This window comes from Boseongicola sp. (assembly GCF_057460485.1).
Genome location: NZ_JBVCWP010000064.1, coordinates 1 through 16,260, shown reverse-complemented (window position 1 = coordinate 16,260; position 16,260 = coordinate 1). Strand labels below are relative to the sequence as shown.

The 16,260-nt window shown below is 57.5% G+C and carries 13 protein-coding genes and 1 pseudogene; 7 read left to right on the top strand and 7 right to left on the bottom strand.

The annotated features are described in order from the left end of the window. Window positions 1–432: 432 nt before the first annotated feature. The 3 genes and pseudogenes from AC221Y_RS09835 to AC221Y_RS09825 form a co-directional block, all read right to left on the bottom strand. Window positions 433–1,098 carry an alpha/beta hydrolase gene (locus tag AC221Y_RS09835; RefSeq protein ID WP_299758350.1) on the bottom strand — a complete coding sequence of 222 codons (666 nt, stop codon included), beginning with the start codon at window positions 1,096–1,098 and terminating at the stop codon, window positions 433–435. Beyond that, a complete protein-coding gene (locus AC221Y_RS09830) occupies window positions 1,095–1,736 on the bottom strand; it encodes a DNA-3-methyladenine glycosylase family protein (protein ID WP_486707249.1) in 642 nt (213 codons plus the stop codon). The genes AC221Y_RS09835 and AC221Y_RS09830 overlap by 4 nt, the downstream gene beginning before the upstream one ends. A gap of 307 nt (window positions 1,737–2,043) precedes the next feature. Next, a pseudogene (locus tag AC221Y_RS09825) lies at window positions 2,044–2,349 on the bottom strand (precorrin-6A/cobalt-precorrin-6A reductase); the annotation flags it as partial. 339 nt (window positions 2,350–2,688) lie between these two features. Between AC221Y_RS09825 and AC221Y_RS09820 the strand changes: the two are divergent. After that, window positions 2,689–3,912, top strand: a complete 1,224-nt coding sequence (locus AC221Y_RS09820; RefSeq protein ID WP_299758355.1) for an MFS transporter — start codon at window positions 2,689–2,691, stop codon at window positions 3,910–3,912. A gap of 51 nt (window positions 3,913–3,963) precedes the next feature. On the opposite strand, the gene AC221Y_RS09815 is transcribed toward AC221Y_RS09820, so the two are convergent. From AC221Y_RS09815 to cysS, 4 genes are read right to left on the bottom strand one after another with little or no spacing between them, the layout of a single operon-like run. Further along, a complete protein-coding gene (locus tag AC221Y_RS09815; protein WP_486707248.1) occupies window positions 3,964–4,743 on the bottom strand; it encodes a squalene/phytoene synthase family protein in 780 nt (259 codons plus the stop codon). Continuing rightward, window positions 4,740–5,447, bottom strand: coding sequence for a class I SAM-dependent methyltransferase (locus AC221Y_RS09810; protein WP_486707247.1), 708 nt, complete (start codon window positions 5,445–5,447; stop codon window positions 4,740–4,742). Before AC221Y_RS09810 ends, AC221Y_RS09815 begins: the two co-directional genes overlap by 4 nt. Next, on the bottom strand, window positions 5,444–7,069 hold the full coding sequence (gene cimA / locus AC221Y_RS09805) for a citramalate synthase (protein ID WP_486707246.1): 1,626 nt from the start codon (window positions 7,067–7,069) through the stop codon (window positions 5,444–5,446). The genes AC221Y_RS09810 and cimA overlap by 4 nt, the downstream gene beginning before the upstream one ends. Further along, a complete protein-coding gene (cysS, locus tag AC221Y_RS09800; protein WP_299758363.1) occupies window positions 7,066–8,493 on the bottom strand; it encodes a cysteine--tRNA ligase in 1,428 nt (475 codons plus the stop codon). Before cysS ends, cimA begins: the two co-directional genes overlap by 4 nt. 345 nt (window positions 8,494–8,838) lie before the next feature. Between cysS and AC221Y_RS09795 the strand changes: the two genes are divergently transcribed. From AC221Y_RS09795 to AC221Y_RS09770, 6 genes are all read left to right on the top strand, one after another. After that, window positions 8,839–10,017 carry a pyridoxal phosphate-dependent aminotransferase gene (locus AC221Y_RS09795; RefSeq protein ID WP_486707245.1) on the top strand — a complete coding sequence of 393 codons (1,179 nt, stop codon included), beginning with the start codon at window positions 8,839–8,841 and terminating at the stop codon, window positions 10,015–10,017. 45 nt (window positions 10,018–10,062) lie between these two features. After that, on the top strand, window positions 10,063–10,677 hold the full coding sequence (locus tag AC221Y_RS09790) for a YitT family protein (protein ID WP_299758369.1): 615 nt from the start codon (window positions 10,063–10,065) through the stop codon (window positions 10,675–10,677). Between the two features lie 68 nt (window positions 10,678–10,745). Beyond that, window positions 10,746–12,566 carry a translational GTPase TypA gene (typA, locus tag AC221Y_RS09785; RefSeq protein ID WP_299758372.1) on the top strand — a complete coding sequence of 607 codons (1,821 nt, stop codon included), beginning with the start codon at window positions 10,746–10,748 and terminating at the stop codon, window positions 12,564–12,566. 85 nt (window positions 12,567–12,651) lie between these two features. Further along, entirely contained in the window at window positions 12,652–15,318 is a 2,667-nt protein-coding gene (gene alaS, locus AC221Y_RS09780) for an alanine--tRNA ligase (protein ID WP_486707244.1), read from the top strand. Next, window positions 15,319–15,606, top strand: coding sequence for a DUF1330 domain-containing protein (locus AC221Y_RS09775; RefSeq protein WP_299753977.1), 288 nt, complete (start codon window positions 15,319–15,321; stop codon window positions 15,604–15,606). Further along, window positions 15,603–16,085 (top strand): MOSC domain-containing protein, encoded by a 483-nt coding sequence (locus AC221Y_RS09770; RefSeq protein WP_366141720.1) that lies wholly within the window; start codon window positions 15,603–15,605, stop codon window positions 16,083–16,085. Before AC221Y_RS09775 ends, AC221Y_RS09770 begins: the two co-directional genes overlap by 4 nt. The last annotated feature ends 175 nt before the right edge of the window (window positions 16,086–16,260 follow it).

Here is a 16,260-nt window from a genome sequence, read left to right as displayed (position 1 = left end):
TATGCCCCACGACGATGCCGTCGCCTTCTCGGCGGCGGCGATGAACGAGCGCAGATTTGACAGCCCGGTCAGTAGGTCTGTGACGGTAAGTTGGGCATGTTCGTGACGCAGCTTACCGTGATACCAGATCGACCCAAGTCCGAGACAGATTAGGGAAGAAATACGCCCAAGACATGGTCTGATACGAATGCCTCGTCATTGCCGTGTAACCAAAAGTTCCAGCATCAAAATGCAAGGCGCGACCAGCATGCTCAGAGTTAATGATTTCAAAAAGAAATCGCTTTGGTTGCGCGGCGCAACTTGGGTAATCAGAGTTTCGAAGAAGGCCATCATACGCATGGCGATGTGTCTGCAATCGCCAGAATTGCGAGCCCGTTAACGGGCTCTCACTTGCTCGGTAAAAGCCTTGTGAATTTTAGCGAATTGGACGCGCTACTCGATGCCAAGGAAATTCTTCATGAAAGTCAGTGCAACTCCCAAGCCGTCCGGAGCGATTCCGTGGCCAGTGCCTTTCATAACGTGGCCGTAAACGTCGAAATCGGCCTCCTGAAGTGCATCGGAAGCCGTCTGCATGTCGTCAAAAGGGACGACATCGTCTGCGTCGCCGTGAACCAGCAAGACCGGAGGTCGGCTAAGGGCCTCGGTTGCCAGCGCGTCAGGAATCATCAGACGCCCCGAAAACCCCACGATGCCCGCGAGCGGATCGGCGCGACGCGGCGCGACGTGCAAGCCGATCATAGTGCCCTGACTGAACCCGAATAGCAGAAGGCGATCTGGGCTAAGACCTTCATCCGCCAGAACTTTGTCAATGAACGTATCAAGGCGGCGGGCGGCTTGTAACAGCCCCTCGCCTGCCGCGGATTCGGACGAGCCATCGATCCACGGGATCGGAAACCACTGAAACCCCAACGGATTTGCCATAGAGCGATCCGGCGCATTTGGCGCGATAAAAACCGTGTCTGGCATGTGCGGCGCAAGCGGTTCGGCCAACCCCAACAGGTCATTTCCATCGGCACCATACCCATGCAGAAACATAACCACGGAACTGTCTTCGCCCGAGGTTGAGGCGCGTCTTTGAAAGTCAAGATCTTCGCTCATCTGATGCCTTTACGATCTTTTGCCACGTGGTAGTAGGCCCAAAGCAGCCGCGCCGCAACGCTGCGCCAAGGAGACCAGTTCTCAGACATCTGGCGCAATGCATTTTCGGTGGGTCGCGCATCAAGATCAAACAAAACCCGCACCGATTCTTGCAGCGCAAGATCGCCCGGCGCAAACACATCCGCATGCCCAAGTGAGAACATCGCATAAATCTCTGCCGTCCAGCGGCCGATGCCGGGCACCTCGATCAGCGTTTTTATCACGTCTTCCGTGGGCTGGCTCCGCAGGGCTGGATAACGGATGCCCGACGCCGCCAGTTCCCGAGCATATCGGATTTTCTGCCGCGACATTCCGCAAGCGCGCAAGTCCTCGTCCGTGGCCGACATGATCTTGCGTGGCCCTGTTAAACCGGCGGCCTTCAGGCGCGCCCAGATTGCCGCTGACGCCGCGACAGACACCTGTTGGCTGACGATCGCATCCAAAACGGCCGCGAAACCATCGCCACGCAAACGCAGCGGCAAGGCCCCGGTGCGCTTCAGCGCTTGTGCAAACCGGTCATCATGCGCGGCCAACCAGGCAGCCCCTTCGGCAACACAGGCATCCGAAGTGATTATCCGTCCAATACCCGCGCCTGTCACTTACGTCTCCTGACCCAGTTCAGCGTTTCCGCGACGGAACTTATGCGCAGTAAATCCGCCGGCGGCGGGCCACACAACACCGCAACGCGCTAACCAAGTGCGCGCGCAGCTTCCAATTTCGGCCAGCCTCCGTGCCCGCCGGAATTACGGGTCACAATCCAGTCCACAGAGAGCTTATCAAGTAAATCAATTTCCTAATCCACAGAAACATCGCCACGCTTGACGATGAATTTCCCCTTTTTAAACGGTAAAGGCGCAGTGGTCGTCTCGCGCACGCGACAAATGACCGTTCGCTTATCCAGATTTGCTAAGCGTGCCAGATCGCGACGTCCGGTGGCCAGAAACACCGTGGCGTCCTCGCCCATATGCCGCGTGGCTTCCTCGAGGTATTTAGAAACGTCCAATTGTCGACTTTGTGTGGCATCCAGGGCGGCGGCATCAAGCGCAGGGCTTCGATCCCAAGCTCGCGGGCCATCTTTGCGGTGCGATAGCCCATTTCATCCGCGAAAGGGTGGGTCGCATCGATCACCGCATCAATGCCTTCGCGCACCAACCAGGCGCGATAAGCCTCCTCTCCGCCCCATCCACCGATCCGCACAGGCCAGCCGTAGCGGTGAGGGCGACGATCGGCGCGCGCGTGACACGGTCATGATCACGTAGGGCTCGCGACTTAACGCCACAGCAATGCTGCGCGCTTCTGCGGTTCCGGCAAGTAAAAGGATACGCATTTTACGCTGACGTTAAATGTTTTCGACGTAAGGAAGAGGGAGACTGCCCATTGTTTTGACTGAACTGCCGGTCAATCGCGTGACCGGAACCCGGCTTCTGCCGTACCGTCAAAAGTATTCAAACGCGCCTGTCTCCTGTTTTGCCTAGCGCAAAATCCCGCGGGCGAAGCAAATGTTACAGCGGGCACCTTGTGCATCCCAATCACCAAGCATAACGGAGGCCTATGTCGATTGCTCCTGAAGACAACCGCGCCATACGCAATGTGGCCGTATTAGTGGCTGCGCAGGCGATTCTGGGCGCCCAGATGCCGATGATTTTCATAATTGGCGGGCTTGCGGGGAACACACTTGCACCGAATATCTGTCTTGCGACATTACCAATTTCAATGATTGTGCTTGGTTCTATGGTAACGGCAACGCCTATCTCAAGCTTCATGCAACGTTATGGCCGCACCGCGGGTTTTTTCGTCGGCGCGACGGGTGGAGCGATTGGTGCTACCGTCGGTGGTCTCGGTTTATTTTACGCGAACTTCTGGTTGTTTTTGACCGGCTCGTTCTTCACCGGCGTCTATATGTCGGCGCAAGGGTTTTACCGGTTTGCAGCGACGGATTTGGCGTCCGATGAGTTTCGCCCCAAGGCGATTAGCTATGTGATGGCCGGCGGGTTGATCAGCGCGATTATCGGGCCACAATTGGTAAAAATGACCGCTGACGCAATGGTTGTGCCGTTCCTTGGAACATACATCGCAGTTATTTTTCTGAACCTTGGTGGCGCGACCCTTTTCTTGTTCCTGGAAGCCCCGGCCCAGGCCAAAGTGTCCAGTGACGCCCCCGTGGGGCGTTCGCGGCGCGATCTGCTGGCGGACCCACGGATTGCGGTCTCGATCATCTGTGCCATGGTCGCTTATGCGTTGATGAACCTTGTGATGACCTCGACGCCACTAGCGGTTGTGGGCTGCGGATATAGCACGAACAACGCCGCCGACATTGTGTCAGGCCATGTTCTGGCAATGTTTGCGCCCTCGTTCTTCACCGGACATCTGATCGCGCGATTTGGTGCGGAAAAGATCGTTGCCATTGGATTGGTCATTCTTACCGGCGCGGGGGCCGTCGCTTTGGCAGGAACCGAGCTCCCGAATTTCTTTGTGGCGCTGATCCTTCTAGGGCTTGGGTGGAATTTCGGATTTATCGGAGCGACAACCATGTTGTCCGAAGCCCATGGCCCAGCCGAGCGAGGCCGAGTTCAGGGGATGAACGACATGATCGTCATGGCCTGTGTGACGATGGCGTCTTTGTCGTCAGGCGGTCTGATGAACTGCCTCGGTGCAGACGCGGTCGAGGGATGGCGCGCGGTTAACCTCGCCATGGCGCCGTTCCTTGTGCTGGCAGGTGGCTCACTGATTTGGTTAGTGATGCGCCAAAAGCCGCGCTCTGCGCCGGCTGAATGACGTCCGCGCGGCGGCTTGGACAGCGACAATCCGACCAGAAGCAGTGGGCGGCTAAAGCGCCCAGCGAACGAGGCGGCTGCGTTTTCTGAACTCCGAAAGTCGAATGCTCCCATCTGCAACGCGGGTCGGGTTCTGAGCGATCTGGCGTAAAAGTGGTGCCGTCTGCCAGCCTTCCAGAATAGCGGGGCGCGCCTGTTGAATCACGCGTCGTCGCACGACCATTTCATCGCCGATGGTTCTCTGGAAATCAGCGGCTCGTTGTGAGATTGCCGCCGGTCGCCCATCCACCAACGGGATGCGTCCGCGCGCTTCAAGGGCAGGCACGGCCTTCATAAAACGCACGAAGGCGCTGGCCTGTCCGAAGAGGCGAATGGCTTCTCTTGGATGCGCAAGCGTTGGATCCAGATCGCGGTCGGCTCCAAGTGCGGCGGCTGCGGCCCACATCAGGTCCCCACCTGTCTTTATCAGATACTCGGCAAAGTGATCTTCGTCTTCAAAAGCCTCTTTATAGATATCCCAGCGCCGGGCCTGAATGAGGCGGTCAAGTTCTCGAGCGATCTCGGGCGTAATTGCCTCGGCCAGCGGAAGTGTGACCTCGTGTTTCCGCACGGGCCTGCCTTCGGCAATCTCCTCAAGCGCGTCGCGCCACCATTGCAGCCGCATCTCGGCTATCATTGGCTCTTCGGTGACCCAAGGTGTGCGCGCCACTTCAAAGTTGAACGCATAAAGCGGGAAGAGAACGCGACGTGCGGTCACCGGGGCCGCCATTGCGGCGGCAAATCGTTCAGGGTCGCCGCGTTGGACGATTTCGGCACAGGCTTGCAGGGTCATACCGGCTCCGCGATGATCTGGAGATAGCCCGTTTCAGCGCGCGCCTTGCGCCAACCGTCAATCTCGCGTTGTGCGCCTTCAAGGGTCGCGACCATATCGCCAGACGCCAAAGACTTCAGGGCGTCGATGCGCGACTGAATCGGCAAGTAGTACGCCTTCCATGCGGCGTAAGGGAGCTTTAAGGCATCAAAGACAGTGTATTCTGCCGCGGGGACTTTTTCGTAAACAGTCTCGTGGTCAAATACCTCGCCTTCGCCTTCCCAAAAATCTGTAGCCGCTGGGGACGGTGTCTTGTTGAAATAGGCAGGATGCGAAAAAACCAAAGCGCCTGACGGAGCGAGCATCGAATGGAAGGTCCGCAATCCTGCGTCTAAACCAAGGAAGTACAATGCGCCGTCGCTCCAGATCAGATCAAACGGACCAGTGAACGTTTCCATGTCTGTAGCAACGGCTTCGACACGCGGATCGTCGCCGTAGCGCTTAACAACCTGCTCCACAAACGGCACGAGGCTGTCCACAGCTGAGGCATGTCCGGCGAGCGCCCAAGCGAGAAGCTCGTCAATATCCGCGCCCGAGCCGCAACCTGCGTCAAGGATGCGTTCAGAACCCCCGGCGCGAATTATCCTTAGCGTAAAATCAAGCGTCTCCCTGTCCCCCGGCCCTTGCCGAGGCAGGCTTTCGTAAAGATCAAAGAGCGCGCTCACGAGGCAGAAACACCGTCGCGCAGCAGCTTCCATGTGATCGCGTCCAGTAACGCCTCGAAAGAGGCATCAACTATGTTGGCTGACACACCAACCGTCGCCCATGCGCGGCCCTGATCGTCTGCGAAATCGATGATCACGCGTGTGACCGCTTCGGTGCCACCTTGGGTGATGCGCACGCGAAAGTCAGTCAGACGCATGTCTTCGACCTTGTCCTGAAACGGGCCAAGGTCGGATTTCAATGCCTGCCAAAGCGCGTTCACCGGGCCGTCGTCCTGAATATCCTGCGCGTGTTCGTTCTTGAAGAAACTGGTGCGCGCGCCATCGCGGGTCGACACTGTCACCACGGCTTCGGATTCCACCACGATCTCACCACGCGCATTGCGACGTCGTTCTGTAATGACGCGGTAGCGCTCGACCTCGAAAAAGTCAGGGGCCAGACCCAACTCGCGCCGTGCAAGAAGCTCAAAGCTCGCCTGCGCGCTGTCGTAGGCATATCCGTCGGTCTCTCGCTGCTTCACAGCATCAAGGATCCGCGACAGGGCCGCATCGCCTTTTTCCGCGTCGATCCCCATTTCTTCAAGGCGGCGCAAAAGGTTCGATTGGCCCGCCTGGTTGGACATTGGGACAATGCGTGCATTGCCGACCGTTTCAGGCGCGATGTGTTCGTAGGTGGTGGGATCCTTGACGATGGCGCTGGCGTGAAGGCCTGCCTTGTGGGCGAAAGCGGAGGCTCCGACATAGGGCGCCGCGCGTTGCGGCACGCGGTTGAGAATATCATCCAGCATCCGCGACACGCGCGTAAGCGTCATAAGTGCTTCAGCCGGAACACCAACTTCGTAGCGGCTGGCGTAGGGCTCCTTCAAAAGCAACGTCGGGATCAGCGTAATAAGATTCGCGTTCCCACAGCGTTCGCCCAGACCGTTCAGTGTGCCCTGGATCTGGCGCGCACCTGCGTCCACGGCCGCGAGCGTGCCGGCCACTGCAGTGCCTGTGTCGTCGTGGGTGTGGATGCCCAGATGGTCGCCGGGGATGCCTGAAGCGATCACTTGTGAAGTGATCTCGCCCATCTCGCTTGGCAACGTGCCACCGTTAGTGTCGCATAGGACCACCCAACGCGCGCCCGCATCATAGGCGGCTTTCAGGCAATCCAGCGCATAATCGGGGTTGGCTTTGTAGCCGTCGAAGAAATGCTCAGCATCAAACAAGGCTTCGCGCCCCTGTGCCACGAGATGAGCGATGCTTTCCGAGATGTTGGTGCGGTTTTCTTCAAGCGTGATATTAAGGGCGGTGTCGACATGGAAGTCATGCGTTTTGCCAACGATACAAACCGCTGGCGTGTTGGCATTCAGGACACCCGCAAGAACGTCATCGTTCGCAGCAGACCGCCCTGCCCGTTTGGTCATGCCGAAAGCCGTAAAGGTCGCACGGGTTTGCGGGCGCGTTTCAAAGAACGCGCTGTCAGTCGGGTTTGCGCCGGGCCAGCCGCCCTCGATGTAGTCGAGCCCAAGATCATCAAGCGCCTTGGTGATCTGCGTTTTCTCGTCCGAGGAGAACTGAACGCCTTGCGTTTGCTGGCCGTCGCGCAACGTGGTGTCGAAAAGAAAGAGCCGTTCTCGAATCATTTCAGGGCCTCCAGTTTGGCAGGATCAAGCGTGGCATTTGACGCGAGGCTCGCTTCTGGTCCCCGTCCCGTTGCCCGAACTGAAATTCCCATTTTTTCAAGACTGTTTTTCAGGTCATCCGCTGCCGCGTAGTCTTTCGCAGCGCGCAGGTCTTCCCACTTGCCAAGAAGGTCAGAGAGAAGGGATTGAGCGTCTTGCAAACCTTCCCCACCAGAGTGCATGACACCGACGACTTGTTCAACTTCTCCGCGGAACCAGTCGACCTCCTCGGCGTCCGGCAAACCAACCAGCCGCATTGCGGCCTTAAGATAGGGCGCACTGAGGCTTTCCATTTCGGACAAGGCCAGATGCGTGTTCAGATCATCGGATAAAGCATCAACAACCCGGTTCGGCACAACTTTTGCCGCGACCACGCCATCGGTTTTGCTGAACCATTTAACAAGCCGCTTGCGGGCCTCGTCGCGCTTCTTCTCGGTCCAGTCCATCGGCTTGCGATAATGCGTCGACAAAAACACAAACCGGATCACTTCTCCTGGCACGCCCTGATCCAGCAAATCGCGCACAGTGAAGAAGTTGCCCAGAGACTTGGACATCTTCTTGCCCTCGACCTGAAGCATCTCGTTGTGCAACCAGACATTGGCAAAGCCATGCCCCATGCAACGCGATTGCGCTATTTCGTTTTCGTGGTGCGGGAATTGCAGGTCATTGCCGCCGCCGTGGATGTCGAAAGACCCGCCCAGCAACTCGTACGCCATTGCCGAACATTCAATATGCCAGCCCGGACGCCCGCGACCCCACGGGCTATCCCATCCGGGCGTGTCTGCGTCCGACGGCTTCCACAAAACGAAATCCAATGGGTCTTCTTTGTAGGGCGCAACCTCAACCCGCGCGCCCGCGATCATGTCATCGACAGACCGCCCTGAAAGCGCGCCATAGTCTTCATAAGACCGAACCCGGAACAGTACGTGGCCCTCGGCCTCGTAGGCATTGCCCTGGTCGATCAACCCTTGTGTCATTGTGATCATCTGAGCGATCCATTCGGTCGCGCGCGGCATCTTTGACGGAGCAAGCGTGCCAAGGGCCGCCATATCCTCAAGGTACCATGCGATCGTTTCATCCGATCGTGCGCGGATCAGGTCTTCGAGGCTGCCTACGGCGCCAGCCTCTTTGCGCGCTTTCGCAGTTGCGTTGATCTTGTCGTCCACGTCGGTGAAGTTGCGCACATAGGTGACATGATCGGCCCCGTAGACGTGTCTCAGCAACCTAAACAAAACGTCGAACACCACAACAGGGCGTGCGTTGCCAAGATGCGCGCGGTCATAGACCGTCGGCCCACAGACATACATCCGCACATTCCTATCATCGATGGGCGTGAATGGCGCTTTTCGGCGCGTGGCCGTGTTGTGAAGCGTTATCTTAGTCATAAGCAAAAGTCCTTAGGGCGTGAAACGATCCCGCGCGGGCTTTAGCAAGGTCATGATGGATAGAAAAGGGACCAGTCCGCGCGACAGATGTCAGGCGATAATAATACACTCAATGAGGAAACGGGTCCGTGTCATGAAAGGTTGTATAGGCGGAAGGTCCGCTATTTGCAAAGATTTTCAAGACGTCCATTTGGCCTTTGGGTGGTTGGGGCGTGGCCAAACACGCTAGCACACGCTCCCCGAGGTATTTTTGAAAGTGTAAGGACGCCGGTCGTCACGAAAATTGAAGGCGGCGTTAAAGACCTTTCATTTGACTTTTCCGTCGTAGATCTGCCCATTCGGGACATGAGACTTTCAACACGCATCACAGGGCTGACCGGAGGGGGATCCGACGGTTGGGACATCTTGCGCAAATCACGCGCCATGAAGGCAAACGGTAACGATGTGGTCGAGCTGACGATAGGCGAGCACGACCGGCGCACAGAAACCGAAATACTTGAAGCAATGCATCGATCCGCGCTGGGCGGACATACGGGGTATCCCGATCTGCCGGGGACGAACGCTTTGCGTCACGCCATCGCGGCCCGCGTTCAGGAACGTACAGGTGTCAGAACCGCGCTTGAAAACGTTATAGTCTCACCAGGTGCTCAGTCCGCTTTGTTCGCAGCCCATACGGCGGCCTGCGATCCGGGCGATACCGCCTTGTTCATAGACCCCTATTACGCGACCTATCCCGGTACGATCCGCGGCTCCGGTGCAATTGCCAAGGCGATCCCTGCACGGGCCGAGGCGGGCTTCCAACCCGATGCAGCCGATCTTGCGGTCGCCGCCGGCGGAGCCAGTTCGCTTTTGATCAATTCGCCGAATAACCCGACAGGCGTGGTCTATTCGCGCGATACGATGGAAGCGATTGCTGAAGTCGCAGAAGCCCATGATCTCTGGGTGATCTCGGACGAAGTTTACGACACGCAAATCTGGGAAGGCGAACACTTGTCGCCGCGCCAGCTTCCGGGCATGGCCGAGCGCACGCTTGTTGCGGGGTCTCTCTCGAAAAGCCATGCAATGACCGGTAGTCGTATTGGATGGCTGGTTGGACCGGCCGAGGCGATGGAACACGTCGAGAACCTCTCGACACACACCACTTACGGCGTTCCCGGATTTATTCAGGACGCCGGATTGTTTGCATTGCAGCAAGGCGCAGGATTTGAGGACCGTATCGCGGCGCCGTTTAAGCGCAGGCACGCGAAGGTCGCTGGGTATCTTGCAGCGCGGGGGCTTTCTGTAGTCCCGTCGCGCGCCTCGATGTACTTGATGCTTGATATCCGCGGGACGGGTCTTAGCGGCGAAGACTTCGCGCATCGTCTGCTGGATCAGAATCTGATTGCGGTCATGCCGGGCGAAAGCTTTGGGGCGGCGGCGGCAGGACACCTTCGCGTTGCTTTGACCGTGGATGACGACCGCCTGATGGCCGCAGTTGCAACTTTGGCCGACCTGGTGGGCGCACTTGCCACTTCGGCCGCCTGATCTGAAAGCTGGACAGCGTACCCCACGAGATGCATGACGCGAGCTATGGGTGAGCCGCATAAGCCAAAGATCAACCACAGTCTTCTCGAAGATGCCCAAGCCTTTTTGCTAGGGACGGCGCTTTGCGCGCTGGGCCTGCAATTTGTGACGCATCTGGGACTGATCACCGGACAAACAGCAGGGCTTGCTGTGCTGCTTACTTATGTATCCGGCCAGAGCCTTGGTTTGGTCTTTCTTCTGGTCAACCTGCCGTTTTGGGGATTGTCTTGGTTCCGGATGGGACCGCGGTTCACCGTCAAAAGCATTATTGCTGTCGCCGTTTTGTCGGCGATGACCGAAGTCTTGCCCGGCGCAATTGTCATTGGTCATCTGTCTGCACCTGTTGGAGCCGCCCTGTCTGGCGCGCTGATCGGGATGGGATTAATCGTTCTGTTCCGCCACGGCGCCTCGCTTGGCGGCATTGGTGTATTGGCGCTTTTCCTGCAAGAACGCCTGCGGATCCAAGCAGGTTGGACACAACTTGCCTTTGACGCCCTCTTGTTTCTGGCGGCCTTTAGCGTCCTGCAATGGGACCTGGTCATCTGGTCGCTTTTGGGCGCGGTCGTGGTCAACCTGATTGTCGCTGTCAATCACCGGGGCGACCGCTATATCGCACGGTAACACCGATTGCTGCTGGCCTTTGCTGCGACTGCACGATAAGGCCGCGCAAAGCCACCCCGAGAGAGATCATGGACCTTAGAAATATCGCAATCATCGCACACGTCGACCACGGCAAGACAACGCTGGTCGACGAGCTTCTCAAGCAATCCGGCGCTTTCCGCAAAGGCCAAGATGTAGCAGAGCGCGCGATGGACTCCAATGACCTCGAGCGCGAGCGCGGCATTACCATCCTTGCCAAGTGTACCTCGGTCGAATGGAAGGGCACACGGATTAATATCATCGACACCCCCGGTCACGCTGACTTCGGCGGTGAAGTCGAGCGGATCCTGTCGATGGTTGACGGTGTTGTTTTGCTGGTGGACGCCGCCGAAGGCCCGATGCCGCAGACCAAATTTGTAACCTCAAAGGCGCTGGCGCTGGGCCTACGCCCGATTGTCGTGCTGAACAAAGTCGACAAGCCGGATGCGGAACCCGACCGCGCCCTGGACGAAGTCTTCGACTTGTTCGCCGCTTTGGATGCCAATGAAGACCAGCTTGATTTCCCACATCTTTATGCCTCGGGACGCGCTGGTTGGGCGGATGCCTCGCTTGAAGGCCCACGCAAAGGCCTTGCCGCGTTGTTTGATCTGGTCGTTCATCACGTGCCGCGTCCACGCCAACAAACGTCCGTCGACAAGGACTTCAGCATGCTGGCTACGACACTTAGCGCTGACCCATATCTTGGGCGCCTTTTGACGGGTCGTATCGAAACAGGAAAGCTTAAGACCGGCGCAACAGTGCAGGCCATGAGCCGCATCGGCGAAAAGATCGAACAATTCCGCGTGTCGAAAATTCTCGCGTTCCGCGGGTTGTCGCAGCAGTCAATCGATGAAGCCTCGGCTGGCGACATCGTATCAATTGCGGGTATGTCCAAAGCGACTGTAGCCGACACCATTGCAGCCCTTGCCGTGGAAGACGCCCTGCCCGCGCAACCAATTGATCCGCCAACGATTTCTGTGACTTTTGGAATCAACGACAGCCCACTTGCCGGACGTGATGGCAAGAAAGTACAAAGCCGCGTTATTCGTGACCGCTTGATGAAAGAAGCTGAAACAAACGTCGCAATCAAAATCTCTGATACACCCGGCGGTGAAGCCTTCGAGGTTGCCGGTCGCGGTGAATTGCAGATGGGTGTTCTGATCGAGAACATGCGACGCGAAGGCTTCGAGCTTTCAATTTCGCGCCCACAGGTTCTGATGCGTGAGATCGACGGCGTAAACAACGAACCGATCGAAGAAGTCACCATCGACGTGGATGACGACTACACTGGCGCGGTGATCGAAAAGCTGACCGGACCACGCCGGGGTGAATTGGCGGAAATGAAGCCCGCTGGTGCTGGCAAGACCCGCATCATTGCCTTGATCCCATCGCGCGGCCTGATTGGCTACCACGGTGAGTTTATGACCGACACCCGCGGAACAGGCGTTTTGAATCGCGTGTTTCACGGCTGGGCACCCTATAAAGGCGCAATTCCGGGACGCCGTGCAGGTGTTCTGATCTCGATGGAATCCGGCGTTTCGGTTGCCTATGCGCTCTTCAACCTTGAAGATCGTGGCCGAATGTTCATCGGTCCACAAGAGCAGCTGTATCAGGGTATGATCATCGGCGAACACTCCCGCGAGAACGATCTGGAAGTGAACCCGCTGAAAGGCAAGAAGCTGACCAACGTGCGCGCCTCTGGCACGGACGAAGCGGTGCGCCTGACAACACCGATCACCCAGTCGCTGGAGCAGGCCATTGCCTATATCGACGACGACGAATTGGTCGAAGTCACGCCCAATGCAATTCGCCTGCGCAAACGCCATCTGGACCCGCACGAACGCAAACGAGCATCACGTAGCGTGTCTTAAGGGCTCTTAACGGCTCAATCGCGCTTTACGGACAGAGGCGAAGGCTGTATCCCGGCCCTCGCCCTTGGACAAACGTGTGTGCGCCATGACCAGCTTGAATGATATCCGCTCCACCTTTCTGAATTCGTTTGAAAAAAACGGACATAAAATCGTGGACAGCTCGCCGCTTGTTCCGAGAAACGATCCGACTTTAATGTTCGTTAATTCGGGAATGGTGCAATTCAAGAACCTCTTCACCGGGGTCGAACACCGCGACTACAAACGCGCCACAACATCGCAGCGCTGTGTGCGCGCAGGCGGCAAACACAACGACCTCGACAACGTCGGCTATACCGCGCGCCACCACACGTTCTTCGAGATGCTCGGCAACTTTTCCTTCGGCGATTACTTCAAAGAAGACGCCATTCCCTTCGCGTGGGACATGCTGACCAAAGACTTCGGAATCGACAAATCAAAGCTGCTCGTTACCGTTTACCATAACGATGACGAAGCCGCCGACATCTGGAAGAAATACGCAGGATTGTCGGATGATCGCATTATCCGGATCGCGACAGACGACAATTTCTGGATGATGGGACCAACGGGGCCTTGCGGGCCCTCGTCCGAGATTTTTTACGACCACGGCGACCACATCTGGGGCGGCCCTCCGGGAAGCGCAGACGAAGACGGCGACCGCTTCATCGAGATCTGGAACCTTGTTTTCATGCAGTACGAGCAGTTCGAGGACGGCTCGCGCAAGGAACTCGCCGCACAATCCATCGACACTGGTATGGGTCTGGAGCGCGTCGGCGCACTTCTTCAGGGCAAGCATGACAACTACGACACGGACCTGATGCGTGCCCTGATCGAAGCGACCGCGAACGCGATATCAACTGACCCCGATGGCCCCGGTAAAGTCCATCATCGGGTGATCGCTGACCATCTTCGCTCAACGTCGTTCCTAATTGCAGACGGCGTCATGCCATCGAACGAAGGTCGTGGCTATGTGTTGCGCCGGATCATGCGCCGCGCCATGCGGCACGCGCATCTCCTTGGCGCAGGAGGTCCTGTGATGCACAGTCTGGTGCCCGCGCTGGTCCGTGAAATGGGTCATGCATATCCCGAATTGGGGCGCGCGCAATCGATGATCGAAGAAACACTAAAACTCGAAGAAACCCGGTTTCTTGAAACGCTTGATCGCGGCTTGCGGCTTCTGGACGACGAGCTCGAAAAACTTCCGGAAGGCGCTGACCTTCCCGGAGCATCCGCTTTTAAACTGTACGACACTTTTGGCTTTCCGCTTGATCTGACTCAGGATGCTTTGCGCGAAAAGGGCCTGTCGGTCGACACCGAGGGCTTCGATGTGGCCATGTCTGAACAAAAGGCAAAAGCACGCGCCGCCTGGTCCGGATCTGGCGAAACAAAAGACGCAACTGTCTGGTTTGACATTGCCGAAACACACGGCGCGACCGAATTCCTGGGCTATGACACAGAGCTTGCAGAGGGCGTCGTGTTAGCAATCGTTAAAGGCTCCGATCCAGTGAAGTCTCTTGCCGAAAGCGAAAGCGGCTGGGTCGTCGTGAATCAGACCCCGTTTTATGGCGAAAGCGGCGGTCAGGTTGGGGATCAGGGATATCTTCGCAACCTCGAACATAACGACCACGGCGGCGCGGTATCCGACAGCCAACGCTTCGCCGCCGGAGCAATTTTTGGACATTATTACCACGCGCAGTCAGGCGGCCTTAAAGTTGGCGACGCGGTTCAGCTTGAAATCAGCCATACCCGTCGAAGCGCAATCCGCGCGAACCACTCTGGCACACACCTTTTGCACGAGGCTTTGCGCCAAGCTCTTGGCGATCACGTCTCTCAGCGCGGCTCGTTGAATGCTCCCGATCGTTTGCGCTTTGATTTCAGCCACAACAAAGCGCTAAGCTTTGAAGAGTTAAGGCGGGTTGAAGGCGACGTTAACGCCTTCATCCGACAAAATGCTCCTGTGCATACCCGCATCATGACACCGGACGAAGCCCGCGGCATCGGCGCACAAGCACTTTTTGGCGAGAAATACGGTGACGAAGTGCGGGTCGTGTCGATGGGCGAAGCCGACACCGGCAAAGGGGCCGACGGTAACACATTTTCGATAGAACTTTGCGGCGGCACGCACGTTCGGAGAACCGGCGACATCGGCGTGTTCGTGACCCTTGGCGACAGCGCGTCTGCAGCTGGGGTACGCCGGATTGAAGCCCTGACCGGGGAAGCCGCATTCAGATATCTAAGCGAACAAGATCACCGACTTGGAGCAATCGCCAATGCGCTTAAAGCTCAGCCAAGTGAGGTCATAGACCGCGTCAAGGCGCTTCAAGACGATCGCAAAGCGCTTGCATCCGAAGTTGCCGACTTGCGCCGCCAAGTTGCGATGGGCGTCAGCGGCGACACAAACGAAGCCGAAACAGTGAATGATATCAAAGTCATCGCGCAGGTCGTCACGGGTGTTTCAGGCAAGGACTTGCCAGCCTTGATCGACGACCACAAAGCGCGGCTTGGCTCGGGCGTGGTCGTTCTGATCGCAGATACCGGCGGTAAAGCCGCCGTCGCGGCGGGTGTGACTTCGGACTTTGTCGAGACCGTTTCGGCCGTCGATCTTGTTCGGGCTGCGGTCGCCGAACTTGGTGGTAAGGGCGGTGGCGGACGCCCTGACATGGCGCAAGGTGGCGGCCCGTCAGCTGACAATGCAGAGGCCGCGATTGCCGCGGCAAAAAAGGTTTTGGAGGACTAAATGGGCGCTCTTTGGATTGCACATGTGGACGTGACCGACGACCAAAAATATGCGGAATACATCAAGGTCGCGTCCGTGGTGATCCCCGAACATGGTGGGACCTTTATCGCACGCGGCGGAAAATTCGTTCAATTTGAAGGTCGGGAACGTGGACGCAACGTCGTGGCGCGATTCCCAAGCGTCGAAGCTGCCGAAAACGCCTATAATGACCCTCGGTATCAAGAGGCTGTCAAGATCGCCAAAGAAGCATCAGAACGCGAAATTATGGTCATCGAGACCACCGATTGATTGGCGGCCATCTTGGCGTAATGATGGCGCGCCATGGATCAAAAGGGCGTGTCACGGGGCTGTTTATCCGTTCTGAACGGCGTGCCACGGTATCGACTGTTGAAGCTGTGTACGTGGCATTGGATGGCCTGGACGGCGACCATGCACGCGCTGGCAAGCGCGCGGTCACTTTGATCCAGGCCGAGCACCTTCCCGTTATTTCAGCGTTTCTGGGTGGTGTTACCGTTGCAGCTGCCGACCTGCGTCGCAATATACTCGTGACCGGTATCAATCTACTGGCGCTTCGCAAAACCCATGTCCGGATCGGCGAATGTGTCCTGTTCGTTCATGGGCCCTGCCCGCCCTGTTCGCGGATGGAAGAAGTATTTGGCCACGGCGGCTATTCTGCTGTGCGTGGGCATGGCGGTGTTTACGCCGAAGTGATCGAGCCGGGCCTCATAACCTTGTCGACGTCAGTCGCCAGGCGCGGCGACGACTAAGATTCTGAGAAGGAAATCTCGCAAGATTTTGACTCAGAAAGGGCCGCGCATTTGCGTCGGCCCTCTTAGAATCATATGTCAGATCAGGCTTCAATCAACCCGTCATCATCGCTGGCAGGACTTGCCTTGGCAACTTTCGGCTCGTCAAAATCAAGTCCATGTGCACTACGAATTT